The 20,849-nt window shown below is 73.0% G+C and carries 18 protein-coding genes; 12 read left to right on the forward strand and 6 right to left on the reverse strand.

Features of this window, described 5'->3' with window-relative positions; translation table 11 throughout:
* Positions 1 to 68: 68 nt before the first annotated feature.
* From CLV34_RS09355 to CLV34_RS09365, 3 genes are read left to right on the forward strand one after another with little or no spacing between them, the layout of a single operon-like run.
* A complete protein-coding gene (locus tag CLV34_RS09355; RefSeq protein ID WP_100350035.1) occupies positions 69 to 953 on the forward strand; it encodes a helix-turn-helix transcriptional regulator in 885 nt (294 codons plus the stop codon).
* Positions 953 to 1,465, forward strand: a complete 513-nt coding sequence (locus CLV34_RS09360) for a pyridoxamine 5'-phosphate oxidase family protein (protein WP_100350036.1) — start codon at positions 953 to 955, stop codon at positions 1,463 to 1,465. Before CLV34_RS09355 ends, CLV34_RS09360 begins: the two co-directional genes overlap by 1 nt.
* A gap of 4 nt (positions 1,466 to 1,469) precedes the next feature.
* A complete protein-coding gene (locus tag CLV34_RS09365) occupies positions 1,470 to 2,108 on the forward strand; it encodes a class I SAM-dependent methyltransferase (RefSeq protein WP_211289406.1) in 639 nt (212 codons plus the stop codon).
* A 9-nt stretch (positions 2,109 to 2,117) separates the two neighbouring features.
* On the opposite strand, the gene CLV34_RS09370 is transcribed toward CLV34_RS09365, so the two are convergent.
* Both CLV34_RS09370 and CLV34_RS09375 read right to left on the reverse strand, forming a co-directional pair.
* Positions 2,118 to 2,672, reverse strand: a complete 555-nt coding sequence (locus tag CLV34_RS09370; RefSeq protein WP_211289407.1) for an MOSC domain-containing protein — start codon at positions 2,670 to 2,672, stop codon at positions 2,118 to 2,120.
* A 20-nt stretch (positions 2,673 to 2,692) separates the two neighbouring features.
* On the reverse strand, positions 2,693 to 3,982 hold the full coding sequence (locus tag CLV34_RS09375; RefSeq protein ID WP_100350037.1) for a glycoside hydrolase family 3 N-terminal domain-containing protein: 1,290 nt from the start codon (positions 3,980 to 3,982) through the stop codon (positions 2,693 to 2,695).
* 63 nt (positions 3,983 to 4,045) lie between these two features.
* Between CLV34_RS09375 and CLV34_RS09380 the strand changes: the two genes are divergently transcribed.
* From CLV34_RS09380 to CLV34_RS09400, 5 genes are all read left to right on the forward strand, one after another.
* Positions 4,046 to 4,693, forward strand: coding sequence for a GntR family transcriptional regulator (locus CLV34_RS09380; protein ID WP_100350038.1), 648 nt, complete (start codon positions 4,046 to 4,048; stop codon positions 4,691 to 4,693).
* Positions 4,690 to 5,892 (forward strand): MFS transporter, encoded by a 1,203-nt coding sequence (locus CLV34_RS09385; RefSeq protein WP_100350039.1) that lies wholly within the window; start codon positions 4,690 to 4,692, stop codon positions 5,890 to 5,892. Before CLV34_RS09380 ends, CLV34_RS09385 begins: the two co-directional genes overlap by 4 nt.
* Positions 5,893 to 6,051: 159 nt before the next feature.
* On the forward strand, positions 6,052 to 7,983 hold the full coding sequence (locus CLV34_RS09390) for an ABC transporter ATP-binding protein (protein ID WP_342747215.1): 1,932 nt from the start codon (positions 6,052 to 6,054) through the stop codon (positions 7,981 to 7,983).
* Positions 7,980 to 9,800: an ABC transporter ATP-binding protein gene (locus tag CLV34_RS09395; RefSeq protein WP_100350040.1), complete on the forward strand. Its 1,821-nt coding sequence runs from the start codon at positions 7,980 to 7,982 to the stop codon at positions 9,798 to 9,800. The genes CLV34_RS09390 and CLV34_RS09395 overlap by 4 nt, the downstream gene beginning before the upstream one ends.
* 52 nt (positions 9,801 to 9,852) lie before the next feature.
* Entirely contained in the window at positions 9,853 to 10,938 is a 1,086-nt protein-coding gene (locus CLV34_RS09400) for a hypothetical protein (RefSeq protein WP_100350041.1), read from the forward strand.
* A 21-nt stretch (positions 10,939 to 10,959) separates the two neighbouring features.
* Here the strand turns inward: CLV34_RS09400 and CLV34_RS09405 are convergent, their stop codons facing one another.
* Together CLV34_RS09405 and mqo are read right to left on the reverse strand one after the other, a co-directional pair.
* Positions 10,960 to 11,301, reverse strand: a complete 342-nt coding sequence (locus tag CLV34_RS09405) for a cupin domain-containing protein (protein ID WP_100350042.1) — start codon at positions 11,299 to 11,301, stop codon at positions 10,960 to 10,962.
* Between the two features lie 72 nt (positions 11,302 to 11,373).
* Entirely contained in the window at positions 11,374 to 12,840 is a 1,467-nt protein-coding gene (gene mqo, locus CLV34_RS09410; protein ID WP_100350043.1) for a malate dehydrogenase (quinone), read from the reverse strand.
* 60 nt (positions 12,841 to 12,900) lie between these two features.
* On the opposite strand from mqo, the gene CLV34_RS09415 reads away from it, so the two are divergent.
* The 4 genes from CLV34_RS09415 to leuS all read left to right on the forward strand — a co-directional run bounded on the left by CLV34_RS09415 (position 12,901) and on the right by leuS (position 18,812).
* Positions 12,901 to 13,629, forward strand: a complete 729-nt coding sequence (locus CLV34_RS09415) for a metal-dependent transcriptional regulator (protein ID WP_100350044.1) — start codon at positions 12,901 to 12,903, stop codon at positions 13,627 to 13,629.
* 83 nt (positions 13,630 to 13,712) lie between these two features.
* Positions 13,713 to 14,999 (forward strand): MFS transporter, encoded by a 1,287-nt coding sequence (locus tag CLV34_RS09420; RefSeq protein ID WP_100350045.1) that lies wholly within the window; start codon positions 13,713 to 13,715, stop codon positions 14,997 to 14,999.
* Positions 15,000 to 15,032: 33 nt separating this feature from the next.
* On the forward strand, positions 15,033 to 15,746 hold the full coding sequence (locus CLV34_RS09425) for a vitamin K epoxide reductase family protein (protein ID WP_100350046.1): 714 nt from the start codon (positions 15,033 to 15,035) through the stop codon (positions 15,744 to 15,746).
* 150 nt (positions 15,747 to 15,896) lie between these two features.
* Positions 15,897 to 18,812, forward strand: coding sequence for a leucine--tRNA ligase (gene leuS / locus CLV34_RS09430; protein ID WP_100350272.1), 2,916 nt, complete (start codon positions 15,897 to 15,899; stop codon positions 18,810 to 18,812).
* A gap of 43 nt (positions 18,813 to 18,855) precedes the next feature.
* Here the strand turns inward: leuS and CLV34_RS09435 are convergent, their stop codons facing one another.
* Entirely contained in the window at positions 18,856 to 19,347 is a 492-nt protein-coding gene (locus CLV34_RS09435) for a hypothetical protein (RefSeq protein WP_157803778.1), read from the reverse strand.
* Positions 19,344 to 20,846, reverse strand: a complete 1,503-nt coding sequence (gene gadC / locus CLV34_RS09440) for a glutamate/gamma-aminobutyrate antiporter GadC (RefSeq protein WP_100350047.1) — start codon at positions 20,844 to 20,846, stop codon at positions 19,344 to 19,346. The genes CLV34_RS09435 and gadC overlap by 4 nt, the downstream gene beginning before the upstream one ends.
* Positions 20,847 to 20,849: the final 3 nt, after the last annotated feature.

Below are 20,849 nucleotides of genomic sequence, written 5' to 3' on the forward strand. Positions count from 1 at the left end.
ACCGACAGGGCCACCCTCCGAGGTGCGGCACGTCACGCCGCGGCGACCGTCCGGCGCACACTGAGGGGATGGAGACGTCGTCGACCGCGTTCGGGCAGGCCGTGCGCCGATGGCGCGACGGGGTGCACCCGGAGGACGTCGGGGTGTCCGTGGGAGGTCGCCGCCGGGCGTCCGGGCTGCGCCGCGAGGAGCTCGCCGCGCTCGCCGGCATCTCGGTCGATTACCTCACCCGGCTCGAGCAGGGCCGCGCGACGTCCCCGTCCGCGCAGGTCGTGGAGGCGCTGGCACGCGCGCTGCGGCTCGCCGGCCCGGAGCGCGAGCTGCTGTTCCGGCTCGCGGACCTCGCCGTGCCCGGCCCGACGACCGTCCCGCGGCGCATCTCTCCGAGCGTGCAGCGTCTGCTCGATCGGCTCGAGGCCAACCCGGTCGTCGTCTACGACGCGGCCTGGGACCTGCTGACCGCGAACGCCGCGTACGACGCCCTCATGGGGCCGACGACGGCGTGGCACGGGATCGAGCGCAACGGGCTGTGGCGCAATCTCACCGGCGCCGAGACGCGCGTCGCGCACGCGCCGGGGGAGCGCGACGAGGTCGTCGCCGGGCTGGTCGGCGACCTGCGCATGACGGCGGCCCGCTACCCGGACGACCCGCACGTGCGCCGCCTCGTCGCGACGTGCCGGGCCGCGAGCCCGCAGTTCGTCACGCTGTGGGACGCGGGGGACGTCGGCGCCGCCGAGGTGGCCCTCGCGCGCCGGAAGGTCGTCGAGCACCCGGCGGTCGGGCGGATCACCGTCGACTGCGACACGCTGGTCGTCGCGGGCGACGACCTGCGCGTCATGGTGTACTCCGCCGAGCCGGGCAGCGACGACGCCGAGAAGCTCGAGCTCGCGCGGGTGCTCGGCACGCAGTCGCTCGCCGTCGAGCGCACGCACCGATCCGGGAGGACGCCCTGATGGACCAGCACGAGATCGACGCGGAGCTCTCCGCCGCCCCTGACCTGCTCGAGGCGACGTCAGCCCACCTCGCGTACACGGCGCAGGACGGCACGCCCCGCGTCGTCCCCGTCGGCATCTACTGGACGGGTACCGAGCTCGTCGTCGCGACGGGGACCGAGGCGCCGAAGGTCGCGGCGATCACGGCACGGCCCGACGTGGCCCTCGCGATCGACGGCGCCGGCGGAGCCGGAGCCCCCGACCAGACGCGCACGCTGTCGGTCCGCGGACGGGCGGACGTCCGGATCGTCGACGGGGTCGTCGAGGAGTACCTCGCCGCGTCCCGGAAGAGCATGGCGCCCGACGCGGCCGCCGCGTTCGAGAAGGCGTGCCGCGCGATGTACCCGCGCATGGCGCGCATCGGGATCACGCCGACGTGGGCGCGGTACTTCGACTTCGGGACGGGTCGGATCCCGGGCTTCCTGCAGGACCTTGCCGAGCGCGCGCAACCCGCCGACGGCGCCGGGGAGTGAGCCGGTGTCGCTCTACGGTCGCGTCTTCGCCGCGCTGTACGACCGGTCGGTCGCGTCGGCCGAGGACCGTGGCATGCGCGAACGGCGACGCACCGTGCTGGCGGACGCGCACGGCCGGGTGCTCGAGCTCGGCGCCGGGACCGGCCTCAACCTGCCCCTCTACCCGGCCGGCCTCGACACCCTGACCCTGACCGAGCCGGAGGAGCCCATGCTGCGGCGGCTGCGCGACCGGGCCGCGGAGGTCGGACCCCCGGCCGACGGACGTCCCCTCGACATCGTCCGGGCACCCGCCGAGCGGCTCCCGTTCGACGACGCGTCGTTCGACACGGTCGTGAGCACCCTGACCCTGTGCACGGTCGACGACCTGCCCGCGGCCCTCGCGGAGACACGCCGCGTCCTCGCGCCGGGCGGTCGGTTGCTGCTCGTCGAGCACGTCCGCTCGCCCGACGAGCGCACCGCGCGGTGGCAGGACCGCCTGCACGGCCCGTGGAAGGCGTTCGCGCACGGGTGCCACGCCAACCTCGACACGCCGGCGGCGCTGCGGAGCGCGGGGTTCGACGCCTCGGGGCTGCGCGACGAGGTGTGGGTCGGCGGACCGTTCCCGGTCCGCCCGCTGGTGGTCGGCGCGGCGTCTCCTTCGTGACAGCGGCCGTCAGACCGGGGCGAGGCGCTCGTGCGGCCCGTCGGGGAGCGTCACGGTGACGGTGTCGCCGGGCGCGACGTCGCCGCCGACGTGGACGACGGCCATCACGCCCGCCTTGCGCACGACCTCGCCGGCGTCGTCCGTCCCGACGACCTCCCGCAGCAGGCCGGGCCGGAAGTCGTTGATCTGCTGGCACGGGTTGCGCAGCCCGGTGATCTCGACCTCCGCGTCCGTGCCGAGTTGCAGCCGCGTGCCGCGGGGCAGGCCGAGCAGGTCGACGCCGCGGGTGGTGACGTTCTCGCCGAGGTCCCCGGGGCGCACCTCGAACCCCACGTCGCGCAGCTCGTCGAAGAGCTCGGCGTGGATGAGGTGCACCTGGCGCAGGTTGGGCGTCGTGGGGTCGCGGCGGACCCTGCTGCGGTGCTGGACGGTGGTACCGGAGTGCGTGTCCCCGGCGACCCCCAGCCCCGCGACGAGGGTGACGACGTCCTGCGGCTGCTTGCTGAAGTCGTGGGTGGGGCTGGTCGAGACGGCCAGCACGCGGGGGAGTGTGGTGTCGGTCACACGTCGAGCCTAGCGGGCGGTCACCCCAGGACCGACGCCTTCGCGTCGAGCACCCGCCGCGCGGACGCGTCGACCTGCTGCGCGAACTCCGGGTCCGTCTTCGCGTGCGCGACGACCGCAGCGGTCATGGCGGGGATCTGGTCGGGGTTCCCGGCGAGGACGATGTCGTTCCCCGCGGCGATCGACTTCACGGCCCGCTCGGCGGGGGTCCACGCGGACACCTGCTTGGCGGCGGAGACGTCGTCGGTGATGACGAGCCCGTCCCAGCCCATGTCGTCGCGCAGCAGGCCGGTCACGACCTTCGACGAGAACGCGCCGGGGTTCTTCGGGTCGATGTTCGCGTAGATCGCGGTGGACGTCATGACCGCCGTGGGGTGGTTCTTCATCCCTGCGGCGAACGTCTCGACGTACGGGTCGCCGGGCTTCGTGACGGTGTCCGTCACCCCGGAGGTGAAGTCGGTGTTCCCGGTGACGCGTCCGAGGCCGGGGAAGTGCTTGACGGTGTCGCCGACGCCTGCCGCGCGCATGCCGTCGCCGAACGCGTTCGCGTGCGGGACGACCACGGCGGGCGTGTACCCGAACTGGCGGTGCCAGTAGCCGATGGGGGCGTTGGACGCGTTGTCGGCGGGGCTGGGCACGACGTCCATGACGGGCGACAGGTTGAGGTTGACCCCGGCGTCGTGGAGCTGCGCGCCCCAGGTCTCGGCCTGGGACCGCAGCCGCGACACGGCCCACGTGCCCTGCTCGAGGGCGGCGGGCATGGTCGAGAAGCCGGGACCGCGGAGCACCTGGATGTTGCCGCCCTCCTGGTCGACGGCGACGAACAGGTCGGGCGCGCCGTCGGCGCGGGCCGCCTGGAGCGCGTCGGACGTCTTGCGGGTGGCGGTCACGCCCTGGGTCGACCGGCCGACGAGGATCACCGATCCCACGTGGTACGTGCTGACGGCGCGATAGGTCGCTGCGGGTGGGTCGTTCACGGCGGCGCCGACCATGAAGAGCTGGCCGACCTTCTCGGCGAGCGTCATCCCGGCGGTCGGGTCGCCGTCGTCGGCCTTCCCGGTGGTACGCGTGGGTGCGGGGGTGGTGACGGTGGGCTGCGGGAGGGAGTCGTTCGGCGGTGGCGACGAGAGGTCCGCGGTCATGCCGGGGCCAGGTGCGGGCGGTGTCGTGGTCGTCGCCGGGGTGACCGCGCGGTCCGGCGCGGTGCTCGACCCGTCCCCGCAGGCGGCGAGCACGCCGACGAGTGCGACGAGCGTCCCGAGCAGCAGGCCGGCGCGTCGTGAGGAACGGTGTGTCCGTGATGTCAGCACCGTCCCATCGTCTCGCGGTGACGGCCCGTCCGCACGTATCCATCTTGTATCTATGATGTCCGGGTGACTTCGACGACCTCTTCAGCGTCCACCCGCGCCTACACGCACACGAAGGCCGCGATCCTCTCGGGCGACCTCCCGGGTGGCACGCTCGTCAGCGAGGGCGACGTCGCGACCGAGCTCGGCCTGAGCAGGACGCCCGTCCGCGAGGCGTTCTGCCGCCTCGAGGCGGAGGGGTGGCTGCGCCTGTACCCGAAGCGCGGCGCCCTGGTCGTCCCGGTCGCCGAGTCGGAGCGCGTCGAGGTCCTCGACGCACGGCTGCTGCTCGAGGGGTTCGCCGCCGAGCGGCTCGCCGCCGCGCCGGACGCGCCGGACGCCCTCGCGGCCCGCCAGGAGATGCGCGACCTGCTCGCCGCGCAGCGCGAGGCCTGGGCCGACGACGACCTGGCTGCTTTCGCCGCGGCGGACGCCGCGTTCCACCGCACGATGCTCGAGCACGCGCGCAACAGCGCCCTGCTGGGCTTCTACACGACCCTCGCCGAACGCCAGCAGCGTATGACGCGCGGCACCGTCGAGGCGCGACCCGAGTCTGCGGCACTGGTCCTCGCGCAGCACGAGGCGCTCGTCGCCGACCTCGAGGCGGGCGACGTCGCCGCGTTCCGGGCGCACCTGCGGGAGCACTTCACCTCGGTGTTCGGGCCCCTGTCGTGACCGGGCGGCTGGCGCCGCAGGCCTGGCGCCGGGTCGCTCCCGCGCTCTTCGCCGTCGCCTGGGGCGGCAACGAGTTCACGCCGCTGCTGGTTCTGTACAAGAGGACGGACGGCTTCGGCACGGCGACGGTCGACATCCTGCTCGGCGCGTACGTCCTGGGGATCGTGCCCGCGCTCCTGCTCGGCGGGCCGCTGTCCGACCGCTACGGACGACGGCCGCTGCTCCTGCCGGCGCCGCTCCTCGGGATCCTCGGGTCCCTGACGCTCGCCGTCGGGCACGGGTCGCTGACGCTCCTGCTCGTCGGGCGGCTGCTGTCGGGCGTGTCCCTCGGGCTGGCGATGGCGGTGGGCACGAGCTGGGTGCAGGAGCTGTCGCGAACGCCTTTCGACCCGGACGCCGACGCGGGGGCCGGGGCACGTCGGGCGTCGACCTCCCTGACGCTCGGCTTCACGCTCGGCGCGGCCGTCGCGGCCGCGCTGGCGCAGTGGGGCCCCGCGCCGACGGTCACGCCGTACGTCGTGCACGTGCTCGTGAGCGTCGTGCCCGCGGTCGTGCTGTGGGGCGCGCCCGAGTCCCGGCCGCGCGCCGCCCTGCCGGGGAGCCTGCGGGACGACCTGCGCATCCCGTCCGCCGGCAGCCGGCGGTTCTGGCTCCTGGTGTTCCCGATGGCGCCCTGGGTGTTCGGGTGCGCGGCGTCCGCCTACGCGATCCTGCCGACGGTGACCACCGACCTCGCGGCGTCGTGGGACGTCGCGTACGCCGGTCTGCTGTGCCTGGTCGGCCTCGGCTGCGGGACGGTCGTGCAGCTCACCAGCCGCCGCATCGTCGCCCGCAGCGCCGTGCGCGCGGTGGTCGTCGGGCTCGGGCTCGTCGTCGTCGGGATGGCCGTGGCCGCCTGCGGCGTCGCCTGGCCGAGCCTGTGGCTGACCGTCCCGGCGGCCGCCGTCCTGGGCTGCGCCTACGGTCTGCTCATGGTCGCCGGGCTCACCCAGGTGCAGCGCATCGCCGGCCCCGACGACCTCGCGGGCCTCACCGCCGTCTACTACGGGCTCTGCTACCTGGGCTTCTTCGCGCCCGCCGTGCTGGCCGGGCTGTCCACCCAGGTGCCCTACGTGGTGCTGCTCGGCGCGGGCTCCGTCGTCGCCGTCGCCTGCCTCGCCGTCGTCCTGGCAGGGGAGCGTGCCACGGGCAACAGGTGAGAGGATGTCGTCCATCCCCACGATCCACCGGGCCAGCCGGACCTGACGCACGCCGCACGCGGCGCGGTCGGCCGGGGTCCGGCGCGACCGCACGGGCGCGGAGCACCCGTGGTGCACCGTCGCACACATCCCGCGAACCGGAAGGTGGAGCCCGCCGCGATGACCGCAGCTGCCAGCGCGCCCGCGCCGCGCACCGAGGCCCAGCTGGCCCAGGACGCCGAGAGCCTGTCCACCGTCGCCTCGATGCGACGCCTCGTCCCGTACATCCGTCCCGTGCTGCCACGCATCGTGGGCGGCATAGCGTCCGCGCTGGGCGCGAGCCTCGCCGCCCTCGCGATCCCTCGGGTCCTCGAGTGGCTCGTCAACGGGCCCCTCACCGAGGGCCTCGAGCACCACGACACGCGCCAGCTGTGGTGGGGGTGCGCCCTCGTGCTCGGCCTCGGGCTGCTCGAGGCCGGGCTCATCTACGTGCGTCGGCAGCTCATCATGGTGCCCGGCACGCAGATCGAGGCGCGGCTGCGCACGGAGCTCTTCGAGCACCTGCAGGACCTCCCGGTGGCGTTCCACGACCGGTGGCCGGGCGGGCAGCTCCTGTCCCGCTCCATGAGCGACCTCGGGCTGCTGCGCCGCTGGATCGCGTTCGGCATGATGCTGCTCGTCGTGGCGAGCGTGACGATCGTCGTCGGGATCGCGATCCTCGTCGGGTCGAGCGGCCTGCTCGGCGTCGTCTACCTCGCCGGGGCGCTGCCCATGACGATCCTCGCGTTCACGTTCTCGCGCCGGTTCCGGCGCGTCGCGCGGCAGTCGCAGGACCAGGCCGGCGACCTCGCGACCGCCGTCGAGGAGTCCGTCCACGGCATCCGCGTGCTCAAGGCGTTCGGGCGCGGCCGGGACGCCCTCTCGTCGTTCTCGGAGCAGGCCGACGAGCTGCGCACGACCGAGCTGACCAAGGCGCGCACGCAGGCCACCCTGATGGGCTGGCTCACCGCGATCCCCGAGCTGACGCTGGGCGTCTCGCTCGTGCTCGGGGTGTGGATGGTGTCCGAGGGGCGGATCAGCGTGGGCGCGCTCGTGGCGTTCTTCGCGACCGCCGCGATCGTCAACTCGCCCTTCATCGACCTCGGCATGGTCCTGTCGATGACGCTCAACGCCCGGACGGCCGTCGACCGCTACTTCGACGTCATGAGCACGCCGAACTCGTTGCCCGACCCGGCGGACCCCGTGGAGCTCACCGACCCGCGCGGCGACCTCACGTTCACCGACGTGCACTTCCGCTACGGCGACGCACCCGCCACCGGCCCGGGCAGCCGGGACATCCTTGACGGCGTCGACCTCGCCGTCCCCGCCGGTGCGACGGTCGCGCTCGTCGGCCTCACCGGCTCGGGCAAGTCCACGCTGTCGATGCTCGTCCCGCGGCTGTACGACGTCACGGGCGGCACGGTCGCGATCGACGGCGTCGACGTGCGCGCCATGACGCGCGAGCACCTGCGCTCGCTCGTGGGTGTCGCGTTCGAGGACGCCACCCTGTTCTCCGCGTCCGTCCGGGAGAACGTGCTGCTCGGCGCGCCCGACGACGCCCGCACCGACGCCGACCTGGAGCGCGCTCTCGAGGTCGCACGCGCCGAGTTCGTCCACGGGCTGCCGGACGGCGTCGACACGACCATCGGCGAGGAGGGCATGAGCCTGTCGGGCGGCCAGCGCCAGCGGCTCGCGCTCGCCCGCGCGATCGCGGCCCGCCCCCGCGTCCTCGTGCTCGACGACCCGCTGTCGGCGCTCGACGTCGACACCGAGGAGGCGATCCAGGCGCGCCTGCGCACGGAGCTCGACGGCATCACGACGCTGATCGTGGCCCACCGCCCCTCGACCGTCGCGCTCGCCGACCTGGTCGCCGTCCTGCAGGACGGCCGGATCACCGCGGTCGGACGGCACAGTGACTTGCTCGCCACCGACGAGCACTACCGCTACGTGATCTCGAGCCTCGAGGAGGAGTTCGTCCCGCCACCGTCCGAGGAGGACGAGGTGCTGCGCGAGATCGCCGCGGGGGCCGTCGCGAGCGTCCGGGACCAGGCCGACGAGGGGAGCGCCCGATGACCGCCACGACCGAGCCGTCCGCGACGCACGACGAGGACGAGTCCCGGCTCAGCGCCGAGCGCTCGAAGGAGGTCCGGGCGCGCTCGCTGCGGCTGCTGCGCGACCTGCTGCGCCCGCACGGCCGGCTGCTGTGGGCCGCGGGGGTGCTCGTCGTCGTGTCGACGATCGCGCAGGTCGCCGGACCGGCGCTCATCGCGACCGCGGTCGACCACACGCTCGCGCCGCTGCACGACGACGGCGACTGGGGTCCTCTCCTGCTCGTCGGGGTGGCGTACGTCGTCGCGGCCGTCGTGGCAGGCTTCGGCATCAACGGGTACGTGCGCGTCGCCGCCCGCGTCTCGCAGAACGTCCTGCTCGACCTGCGCCGGCGGGTGTTCCGCCAGACGCAGCGCCTCAGCATGGAGTTCCACGAGTCGTACACGTCCGGCCGGATCATCTCGCGGCAGACGTCCGACCTGGAGTCGCTGCGCGAGCTGCTCGACTCGGGCCTGACGAGCATCGTGTCGGGCGGGATGCTCATGCTGTTCACCGCCCTCTCGTTGTTCCTGCTCGACTGGCAGACCGGGCTCGTGCTCGTCGCCTCGCTCGTTCCCGCGGCGCTCCTCACCCGCTGGTACCAGAAGCGCTCGCAGGTGACGTACCGCGCGTCCCGGACGGCGTCCGCGCGCGTCATCGTGAGCTTCGTCGAGACCATGACGGGCATCCGCGCCGTCCAGGCGTTCCGGCGCCAGCGCGCCAACGCCGCCCGGTACGGCGTGCACGCCGAGGAGTACCGCGAGACGAACGCCCGGGCGCTGGGCCTGATGGGCGTGTTCGACCCGGGGCTCGTGCTCATCGGGAACGTGACCGTGACCGTCGCCCTGCTCGTCGGCGGGCTGCGCGTGCTGCACGGCGACCTGGACGTCGGCGTGCTCGTCGCCGTCCTGCTGTACGTGAAGCGGTTCTTCAGCCCGATCCAGCAGATGGGCATGTTCTACAACTCGTTCCAGTCGGCGTCGGCCGCACTCGAGAAGATCTCCGGGCTGCTCGCCGAGGAACCGACCGTCGTCGAGCCGGCACGGCCCGTCGCTCTCACGCAGGCGCACGGCGCGCTGTCGTTCCGCGGTGTCGAGTTCTCGTACGTGTCCGGGCGACCGGTCCTGCCGCGCTTCGACCTCGAGGTCCCTGCCGGGCAGACGATCGCGCTCGTCGGCGCGACCGGTGCGGGCAAGTCGACGCTCGCGAAGCTCGTCGCCCGGTTCTACGACGTCACCGCGGGCACGCTCGCGCTCGACGGCGTGGACGTCCGCGACCTGTCCGGGAAGGACCTGCGGCGCGCCGTCGTCATGGTCACCCAGGAGGCGTACCTGTTCAGCGGGTCCGTGCGCGACAACGTCGCCATGGGTCGGCCCGGCGCGTCGTTCGAGGAAATTCGCGCGGCGGTGCGGGCCGTCGGTGCCGAGGAGTTCGTCGAGGCGCTGCCGAACGGCTACGACACCGACGTGAACAAGCGCGGCGGTCGCGTCTCGGCCGGGCAGCGGCAGCTCCTGTCGTTCGCGCGCGCGTTCCTCGCCGACCCGTCCGTGCTGATCCTCGACGAGGCGACCAGCTCGCTCGACATCCCGGGGGAGCGGCTCGTCCAGCGCGGGCTGCAGTCGCTGCTCGCCGATCGCACCGCGCTGATCATCGCCCACCGCCTGTCGACCGTCGCGATCGCCGACCGCGTGCTCGTCATGGAGCAGGGCGAGATCGTCGAGGACGGCCCGCCCGCGGAGCTCATCGGGGGGACCGGTCGCTTCGCCGCGCTGCATGCGGCGTGGCGCGACTCGCTGGTCTGACTCGTGGCGTGTCCGGCCTGTGGCCGCACACACACGGTCCTAGGCTCGCCGCATGCCCCTGAACGCGGACGAGCTGCTGTCGGGACCACGGGGCCGACGCCTGTGCCTCGAGGTCGCCTTGCGCACCGACCGTGCCGCGGACTGCCCGTCGGGCGCGCTCGGCTCGCGTGCGACGCCGGAGCGGGTCGCGGACCTCCTGGGGGCGCTGGGGCCGTTCGACGTCGACGCGGCGACCCTCGCGGACGCTCTCGACGTGGCGGTCGCGACGTCCCGCTGCTGGCAGGACCCCGACGGCGAGGACGTCCTCGCCGCGCGCCCGGACGTCCGGGCGGCCCTGCGACCCGCCGCGCAGGCCGTCGTAGGGTGCGGGGCGTCCTCCTGGTGGTCGGCTCCGCTCGACCGGACCGACCAGTGGAGAGTGCGGTTCGACGGGCATGCCGAGGCCGCCTTGCAGGCTCGTGGGTCGGCGACCGACGACGTCCTCGCCGCCTGGCGTGCGGAGGCCCTTGAGACCGAGGCACAGTTCCGTGCCGTCGACGGGATCATGGTGTCGCAGCCGCCGGACCCGGCGGACGCTCCGGGGTGGGCCGCCGTGGGCGGCCTACCGGTCCACGGACCCTGGTGGTCGATCCCGCCGACCGCGCTCCTGGGGAGCACGCGGCCCTGGTCGGCGGGTCGAGCGCCTGGACCGGCGACGACCGGCCCGGTCGGCCTGTCGCTCGTCGAGGATGCGTGGAACGAGGACGACGCGACGGCCGTCCGGGTCTCGGTGACGCCGGGGGCGCGCGTCCTCGAGATCGACGGCGCCGACGCCTGGGCCGACCTGTGTCGTCGCTACCCGCTGGACGTCAGCGCCTCACGCCGGACCGTCTGGCTCGAGGCGACCGGTCGCGACGGTCGGTGGCTCGTCCCGGACTGGTCGAGGGTCGCCCGGGACGTCGACGCGGTGCACCTCACCGTGGCGGGCTACCTCGCGACCGTCGGACGCGCGGTCGACGTTGGGGACGGGTGGGCCACGGTCCTCGCGGGCTGGGACCCGGACCGGACGTCCTGGTTCCGTGGAGCGTCCCTCGACGAGGCGGTGACGCAGCGCTGGCACCTCGACCGCGAGGTGGGCTGGCTCCGCGCCGAGGGCTGACGTCCGGCGACGGGCGCCCGCTCAGAGCGGTCGAAGCTCCGGGTCGGCCCCCGCGGGCACGGGGAAGTGTCCGACGAACACGACGCCCTCTGGACCGGCGTCCCAGCGCTCGATCACGGTGCCAGCCGGCTCGTGGAACACGTCGCCGGCGCCCAGCACGACGGCTGGCGCGCCCGCGACCTGGAACGTCACCGAGCCCGACTCGACCACGCCGACGACGTGACCGTTGTGGGTGTGCCGCCCACCGACCACGCCCGGGGCCATGGTGATCCGGCGGGTCTCGATCCGCGCGATGTGCACCGGGGCGTCGAGCACGACGTCCTGGACGACGGCGCGCGTGACGGGGAGCGGGGCTTCGGTCATGACCCTGAACGTACGCGAACGGCCGCACCCCCCCAGAGGAGGACGCGGCCGTGCGGCGGTGAGACGTGCCGATCAGGCCTCTGCGGACACCGGCTCCTCGCCGACGGCGGGCTCCGCGTGCTCGGCGCCGGCGGCGTCGCCCGCGAGCGCGGGGATCATCGCGGCGAGCGGGCCCTCCCAGCGGGGGGCGTCGGCGGGGAAGCACTGGCGGAGCAGCTTGACCATGATGGGCGCGGCGGTCGAGGCGCCCGGTGAGGCGCCGAGCAGACCGGCGATCGTGCCGTCGGCGGCGGCGACCACCTCGGTGCCGAACTCGAGCACGCCGTGCTTCTCGGGGTGCTTCTTCATGACCTGGACGCGCTGGCCGGCCGTGATGGTCTCCCAGTCGGACGGCTTCGCGGTGGGCATGAACGCGAGGAGCTGCTCGAACTTCTTGTCGCTCGACGCGGTGAGCTGGCCGACGAGGTACTGCAGCAGGTCGAAGTTGTCCTTGGCGACCGCGAGCATGGGGACGAGGTTGCCGGGGCGGATCGACTCGGGCAGGTCGAGCCAGGAACCCTTCTTCAGGAACTTCGGGCTGAAGCCGGCGTACGGGCCGAAGAGCAGGTAGCTCGTGCCGTCGACGACGCGCGTGTCGAGGTGCGGGACGGACATGGGCGGGGCGCCGACGTCGGCCTTGCCGTAGACCTTGGCCTGGTGCTCGGCCACGACCGCCGGGTTCGAGGTGCGCAGGAACTCGCCCGAGATGGGGAAGCCGCCGTACCCGACGGCCTCGGGGATGCCGGACTGCTGCAGCAGGTGGAGCGCGCCGCCGCCCGCGCCGACGAACACGAACTTGGCGTCCACGGTGTGGGTGCGCGTGTGCGCGTTCCACGTCTTGTCCTTGAGCGTGAGGCGCCACCCGCCGTCACGGCGGGAGATGTTCTTGACCTCGTGGAGCGGCTCGACGTCGGCCCCCTGGCCTTCGATGAACGCGACGAGGTGGCGGGTCAGGGCGCCGAAGTCGACGTCCGTGCCCTCGGCGGCGAAGGTCGCGGCGATCGGCTCGTCCGGGTCGCGGTCCTTGACCAGAAGGGGCGCCCACTCGGCGATCTTGGCGGGGTCGGTCGAGTACTCCATGGACGCGAAGCGCGGGTGCGCGGTGAGCGCCTCCCAGCGGCGCCGCAGGAAGTCGACGTTCTTCTCGCCGCGCACGAACGTCATGTGCGGGGTGTTCGACATGAAGGTGTCGAGCGACGGGATGTGGCCCTGGTCGGCCAGGTGCTGCCAGAACTGGTACGACAGCTCGAACTGCTCGTTGATCGTGATCGCCTTGGCGATGTCGACCGTGCCGTCCGGCTTCTCGGCGGTGTAGTTGAGCTCGCAGAGGGCGGCGTGGCCCGTCCCGGCGTTGTTCCACGGGTTGGAGCTCTCCTGCGCGACGGCGTCCAGCCGCTCGTACAGGGCGATCTGCCACGTGGGCTCGAGAAGCTTGAGGAAGGCCCCGAGGGTGGCGGACATGATCCCGCCCCCGACGAGCGCGACGTCGACGCTGGTCATTCTTGGCACCCGGCGATTGTAGGCCCGGCCCGCGGCCCCGCCCCTCGTTAGGGTGGCGATGTGAGCCATTCGACAGACGGCCTGTCCGCGGTCGCCCAGGACTACCTCAAGGTGGTGTGGTCGGCCCAGGAGTGGTCCGACGACCCCGTGACGACCAAGCTGCTGGCCGAGCGCATGGGGGTCGGCGCGTCGACCGTGTCGGAGACCGTGCGCCGCCTGAGCGACCAGGGGCTGCTCTCCCACGAGCGCTACGGCGCGATCTCGCTCACGGACGACGGCCGCCGGCACGCGCTCGCGATGGTGCGCCGGCACCGCCTCATGGAGACGTTCCTCGTCGAGACGCTCGGCTACTCGTGGGACGAGGTGCACGACGAGGCGGAGGTCCTCGAGCACGCGGTGTCGGACGACCTCGTCGCGCGCATCGCTGCGCACCTGGGCCACCCGGAGCGCGACCCGCACGGCGACCCCATCCCGCGCGCGGACGGCACGGTCCCGGCGACGGGTGCGGTGAGCCTGGTCGCGCTGCCCGCGGGGGCGTCGGGCACGGTGTCCCGCATCTCGGACGCGGACCCGGACGTCCTGCGCTACCTCACCGAGCTGGGCCTGCACCTCGACACGCCGCTGCGGGTCGTCGGGCGGCGGGAGTACGCGGGCGTCCTCGAGGTGACGTGGCAGGAGGGGCGCATCGCGCAGCTCGGGTTCCCGGCGGCGGAGGCGATCTGGGTGGTGCCGTCGGGCGGCGACGCGACCGTGACCGCAGCCGCGACGAAGGGGACGCGGAGCGCATAGGATCGTCGCATCCCGCTCGTTCCGTGCTGACGCCGTCGACAGCGCGTTCGAATCGATTCGCACGCTGACCCGACGGAGGACCGATGAGCCGACCCCCGAGCACGCCCGCCGGCCGCAGCGCGAACCTCGCCCTGCTCGCCCTCGCCCTCGGCGGCTTCACCATCGGGACGACCGAGTTCGCGTCCATGGGTCTGCTGCCGGACATCGCCGACGACCTCGGCGCCTCGATCCCCGCCGCGGGCCACGCCATCACGGCCTACGCAGCCGGCGTCGTCGTGGGCGCACCGCTCCTCACCGTGCTGGCGGCGCGTCTCCCGCGCCGCACCCTCCTGCTCGCCCTCATGGGCTTCTACGCGGTCGCCAACGTGCTGTCCGCGCTCGCGCCGAGCCTCCCGTGGCTGCTCGCCGGCCGGTTCCTCGCCGGCCTGCCGCACGGCGCGTTCTTCGGGGTCGGTGCCGTCGTGGGCACCGCCGTCGTCGGACCGGCGCGTCGCGGCCGAGCCGTCGCGACGATGATGGTCGGCCTCACCGTCGCCAACGTCGTCGGCGTCCCGCTGGCGACGTTCCTCGGGCAGCGCCTCGGCTGGCGCGACGCGTACGTGGCCGTCGGCCTTCTCGGTGCGGTCGCTGTCGTCGGGCTCTGGTGCTTCGTGCCGCGCGGCGTCGCCGCCGCCGAGGGCGCGAGCGTGCGGCGCGAGCTCGGCGCGCTGCGCAACGGGCCGCTGTGGACCACGTTCGTCGCGGCAGGCATCGGGTTCGGCGGTCTGTTCGCCGTCTACACCTACGTGGCCCCGCTCGTCACCGACGTCGCCGGGCTCGGCGACGACACCGTGCCCGTCGTGCTCGCACTGTTCGGGGTCGGGATGACGGTCGGGACGCTGCTCGCCGGCCGTCTCGTCGACCGGAGCGTGCTGCGGACCGTGATCCTCGGCTTCGCGGCGACGGCCGCGTCGTTGGTCGTGCTCGGGCTCACCGCACGGACCGTGGCGGGCGTCCTCGTGGGCCTGTTCCTGCTGGCCGTGACGTCGTCCCTGGTCGGCATCGCGATGCAGACGCGCCTCATGGACCTGTCACCCGCCGCGCCGTCGCTCGGCGCCGCCCTGTCGCACTCGGCGCTGAACCTCGGCAACGCCGACGGGGCGTGGGTGGGCGGCCTGACCATCGCCGCGGGCTGGGGGTACGTCTCGCCCACGTGGGCGGGCGTGGGGCTGACGCTCGCCGGGCTGGCGATCGTGGTCGCGTTCGGCCGGCAGCGCGTCCCGCGCCACGACGACGACGCGAGCGTGACCGGTTCGTCGGAAATCGGCGCAGCACCGGTCTCCCAGCGACACGCGGTAGCGTGTGCCGCGTCCGCCCCGTCAGAGGGCTGACCGAGCGACGGTGCCAGCAGGCGGGAGACGACAGTGAGCGAGCTTTCCGGGTCGGTGTCGGGGTCGGCCCCCGACGCGGACGACGTGGACACCGACGAGCCGGACCACGACGCGCTCGACCTGGACGGGACCGATCGTGACGGGACCGACGACGGCATCCTCAACCCCCTCAAGGACCGCACGCTCGCGGCGCTCCTCGCGGTCCTCGGAGCCGTCGCCTTCGTCGCCGCGTTCATCCTCACGGTCGAGGACTGGAAGCTCACCGCCGACCCGAGCTACGTGCCGCCCTGCGGCAACAGCATCTTCATCTCGTGCGCCGCGTCGATGCAGTCCTGGCAGGGCAAGCTCTTCGGCTTCCCGAACCCCTTCATCGGCGTCGCGGCGTTCGCCGTCGTGACGACGGTCGGGGTCTCGATGCTCGCCGGGTTCCGGGCGCCGCGCTGGTACCGCGCCGCGCTCCTCGCCGGCACCACGCTCGGGATCGCGATGGTGTGCTTCCTCGTCTGGACGATCCTGTACCGCATCGGCCGGCTCTGCCCGTACTGCATGGTCGTGTGGGCCTGCATGATCCCGCTCTTCTGGTACCAGGTGGCGCACGCCGCCCAGACGCGCCTCCTCCCGCTGCCGGCCAAGGCTCGCGCGTTCGTGGTGCGCAATCGCCTCATCATCGTCGTCGTGACCTACGTGGCGCTCCTCGCGTGGATCGTCGCGGTGCTGCACCAGACCATCGCCGACGTCTACCTCTGACAGGTCCTCGGGGCGGTCGGCGCCCTGCGGCCGGACGGTAAACTCGGGCGCGTGACCACCCCGGAGAACCGTCCTTCCGCCGCGCCCGCGGCACCCACGACGTCCTCGGCGCCCGCAGGCACCGCACAGGGCGGCGAGCACGGGGGCGACCTGCCCTTCCGCTACACGCCCGCGCTCGCGGACGGCATCGAGCTCAAGTGGCAGGACGCGTGGGCCGAGCGGGGCACGTTCTGGGCCGCGAACCCCGTGGGCGACCTGACGGACGGCGACGGCCACCACGCGGCGCCGGGCGCCCGCCCGTTCTTCGTGATGGACATGTTCCCGTACCCGTCGGGCGCGGGTCTGCACGTCGGACACCCCCTGGGGTACATCGCGACGGACGTCGTCGGGCGCTTCCGCCGCATGCGCGGCGACAACGTGCTGCACGCCCTCGCGTACGACGCGTTCGGCCTGCCCGCCGAGCAGTACGCCGTGCAGACGGGTCAGCACCCGCGCGTCACGACCGAGGCGAACATCGCCACGATGCGCCGCCAGCTGCGCCGCCTCGGCCTCGCGCACGACGACCGCCGCTCGTTCGCGACGATCGACCCGGGCTACGTGCGCTGGACCCAGTGGATCTTCCTGCAGGTGTTCAGCTCCTGGTACGACCCGGACGCCGAGCGCCCGGGCGGCGGCCGCGGTGCGGCGCGCCCGATCACCGAGCTCGTCGCGACGTTCGAGTCCGGTGCACGCCCGACGCCCGACGGCCGCCCCTGGGCCGACCTGACGTCGACCGAGCAGCAGGCCGTGCTGAGCGAGCACCGCCTCGCATACGTGTCCGAGTCGCCGGTGAACTGGTGCCCCGGGCTGGGCACCGTCCTGGCGAACGAGGAGGTCACGTCGGACGGCCGCTCCGAGCGCGGCAACTTCCCGGTGTTCCAGCGCAGCCTGCGCCAGTGGAACATGCGCATCACGGCGTACGCCGACCGCCTGGCCGACGACCTCGACCTCATCGACTGGCCCGAGAAGGTCCGTGCGATGCAGCGCAACTGGATCGGTCGGTCCGAGGGCGCGCGCGTCACGTTCACCGCGGGTGGCGTGGGCGGCGCGAACGCGCGCGAGGTCGAGGTCTTCACGACCCGCCCCGACACGCTGTTCGGTGCGACCTTCATGGTCGTCGCGCCCGAGCACGAGCTGCTCGACGAGGTGCCCGCGGCGTGGCCCGACGGCACGAAGGACGTCTGGACCGGGGGCCACGCGAGCCCGGCCGAGGCCGTCGCCGCCTACCGCGCCTACGCCGGCGCCAAGACCGCGGTCGAGCGCCAGGCCGACGCCAAGACCAAGTCGGGCGTGTTCACGGGCCACCTGGCGACCAACCCGGTCAACGGCGACCTGATCCCCGTCTTCACCGCCGACTACGTCCTCATGGGTTACGGCACGGGCGCGATCATGGCCGTCCCGGGCGGCGACGAGCGCGACTTCGCGTTCGCGCAGGCGTACGACCTGCCCGTCGTCTTCACGGTCGTCCCCGACGGCGGATTCGCCGAGGGCTTCGAGGACGCACCCGACGCCGCCTTCACCGGCCAGGGCGTCGTGCAGCGCTCGTCCAACGACTCGATCAGCCTCGACGGGCTGGACGTCTCGACCGCGAAGTCGCGCATCATCGCGTGGCTCGAGGAGCGCGAGGTCGGCACCGGCACGGTGACGTACCGCCTGCGCGACTGGCTGTTCAGCCGCCAGCGGTACTGGGGCGAGCCGTTCCCCGTCGTGTACGACGAGGACGACCAGCCCATCGCGCTGCCCGAGTCGATGCTGCCCGTCGAGCTGCCCGAGGTCCCCGACTACGCGCCGCGCACCTACGCGGCCGACGACGTCACGTCCGCGCCCGAGCCGCCGCTGGGCCGCAACGACGAGTGGGTCCACGTCACCCTCGACCTGGGCGACGGCCCGAAGACCTACCGCCGCGACACCAACACCATGCCCAACTGGGCCGGCTCGTGCTGGTACTACCTGCGCTACCTCGACCCGGCCGACGACCAGCAGATGGTCTCCCCGGAGCTCGAGAAGTACTGGCTCGGCCCGCAGCACAACGACACGGCCGGGCAGGCCGGTGGCGTCGACCTGTACGTCGGCGGCGTCGAGCACGCCGTGCTGCACCTGCTGTACGCGCGGTTCTGGCACAAGATCCTCTTCGACCTGGGCCACGTGTCCGGCGTCGAGCCGTTCCACAAGCTCTTCAACCAGGGCTACATCCAGGCGTACGCCTACACCGACGACCGGGGCGCGTACGTGCCCGCAGCGGAGGTCACGGAGGAGCCCGGAGCGTCCGACAGCTCCGGCGAGGCAGGGTCCACGACGTTTCGGTGGAACGGCGAGGTCGTCCACCGCGAGTACGGCAAGATCGGCAAGTCGCTCAAGAACGCCGTCAGCCCCGACGACATGTACGCCGAGTACGGCGCCGACACGTTCCGCGTGTACGAGATGTCCATGGGTCCGCTCGACATGTCGCGGCCGTGGGAGACCCGGGCCGTCGTCGGTGCGCAGCGCTTCCTGCAGCGCCTGTGGCGCAACGTCGTCAGCGAGAGCACGGGCGAGGTGACGGTCACTGACGACGCCCCCGACGCCGGCACGCTGCGCGCGCTGCACCGCGCGATCGCGGACGTCACCGTCGAGATGGAGGAGATGCGCCCCAACACGGCCATCGCCAAGCTCATCACGTTCAACAACCAGCTCACGGGCCTGGCCGCCGTCCCGCGGGCCGCGGTCGAGCCGCTCGTCCTCATGGTCGCGCCCCTCGCGCCGCACATCGCGGAAGAGCTGTGGGAGCGCCTCGGGCACGAGCGGTCGCTCGCCCACGAGGCGTTCCCCGTCGCGGACGAGCGCTACCTGGTCGAGGAGACCGTGACGTGCGTCGTCCAGGTCGCCGGCAAGGTGCGCGCCCGCTTCGAGGTGCCGCCCACGATCTCCGAGGACGACCTGCGCGAGCGCGCGCTGGCCGACGAGAACGTCGTGCGCAACCTCGACGGGCGCGGGGTGCGCACCGTGATCGTGCGGGCGCCCAAGCTCGTCAACGTCGTCCCCGCCTGACACCGGCCACCCCCGGCCGGCGTCGCGTCAGGGCGGGGGAGCGTCAGCTCCGGACGACCCCGTCGTCCAGGTTCAGGTCGTCGACGGCCTGCTCGAACTCGTCGAGCTGGTCGGGGCAGTACACCTGCAGCACGATCCGCTGCCCCTGGACGACGCGGTCGTCGGCGATCACGGGACGCTGACCGGGCCCGGCGGCGCCGTTCGTGAGCTGCGCGTCGAGCGTCGCCTGCGACAGGGCGCTGCCAGGGTCCTCGCAGACCGCGCCGCCGTCGTCGCCGAGAAGCCGTGTGATCTGGTCCTGCGACGGCGCGCGGAGCCCGGCGTCCGTGAGCGCGGCCGTGAGCTCGTCCGCCTTCTCGGCCGCACGCGCGTTCGCGCGGGCGCCGCTGAACGACAGGATCGCGATGAGGAAGCCGACGACGAGCAGCCCGATCGCGGTCCAGTAGACCCACTTCTTGCGCGGGTCGCCGACCTCGTTCGAGCCCGAGAAGTGGGGGTCGTGGGCGGTGTCGTGGGTGGTGTCGTGGGTGCTCACGGTTCCGGCACCTCCTTCGTGATGTCGACGTCGGCCTCGACGAGCGGGTCGTGGGCGTCCGCCTGCTTCCAGGACGGCTTGCGGAACCGGAAGAAGAGGAACGGCACGAGCAGCCCGAGCCCGAGCGCCCCGGCCCCGACGATGAGCAGGTACGACGCGGTGCTGCCGCCGCCGAACTGCGACGGCGGGATGAAACCGATGAGCAGCGCAGCGAGCGAGGCCGCGAAACCGACGCCGCACAGGCCCACGAGCATCGGCGCGCGGAACCCGCGGGGATGGTCGGGCTCGAGGCGCCTGAGACGGACTGCGGCCACGAACATCAGGAGGTACATGATGAGGTACACCTGCGTCGTGATGACGGAGAAGATCCAGTAGGCGCTCGACACGTTCGGGATGAACGCGTAGCCGAGCGCGATGACGGTCGTGAGCACACCCTGTGTGACGAGGATGTTCTGCTGGACGCCCTGCTTGTTGACCCGCTGCAAGAAGGGTGGAAGGTAGCCCTCCTCGCGCGAGATGAGCAGCAGGCCCTTGGACGGCCCGGCGAGCCAGGTGAGCATCCCGCCGAGGGACGCGGCGACCAGCATGATGCCGAAGACGGGCGTGAGCCACTGCGTCCCGAACTGGGCGAACACCGCGTCGAACGCCTGCATCACGCCGGCGGTGAGCGAGAGCTGGTCGGCCGGGACGATCCAGCTGATCGCGAGCGCCGGGAGGATGAAGATCAGGAGCACCATGCCCATGGCGAGGAACATCGCCTTGGGGAACTCCTTGGCGGGCTTGCGCAGCGAGCCCACGTGCACGGCGTTCATCTCCATGCCGGAGTACGACAGGAAGTTGTTGACGATCAGGACGAGGCTCGACAGGCCGGCCCACGCAGGCAGCAGGTGGGACGAGTCCATGGGAGCCGCGGACGCGTTGCCCTGCCCGAGGAACACGGTGCCGAGGACGACGAGCACGACGCCCGGGATCAGGGTGCCGATGATGAGCCCGCCGCTCGCGAGCCCGGCGACGCCCGAGGTCCCGCGCGACGACACCCACACCCCGGTCCAGTAGATGACGACGATGACGCACGCCGTCCACACGCCGCTCGACGCGAGCGAGGGGTTGATGACGTACGCGAGCGTGCTCGCGACGAAGCCCAGCAGGCTGGGGTAGTAGAAGATCGTCATCGCGAACTGGCACCACACGGCGAGGAAGCCCATGGGCTTCGAGATGCCGCGCGACACCCAGTTGAAGACGCCGCCGCCGTACCCGGACGCGAGCTCGGCGGAGACCAGCGACGTCGGGAGCAGGAACACGATCGCCGGGACGATGTAGAGGAACACGCACGCGAGCCCGTACACGGCCATCGTCGGTGCGGCCCGCAGGCTCGCGACCGAGCTGGTCGTCATCATGGCGAGCGCGACCCACGAGATCCAGTGGGTGGCGGGCGCCTTTGCCCGCGCGGCCACGGGAGCGGCCAGCGGTTCGTCTGCCGTGCCGTCCATCGCAGTCATGTG

The organism is Luteimicrobium subarcticum, assembly GCF_002798015.1.
Lineage (GTDB): Bacteria > Actinomycetota > Actinomycetes > Actinomycetales > Cellulomonadaceae > Luteimicrobium > Luteimicrobium subarcticum.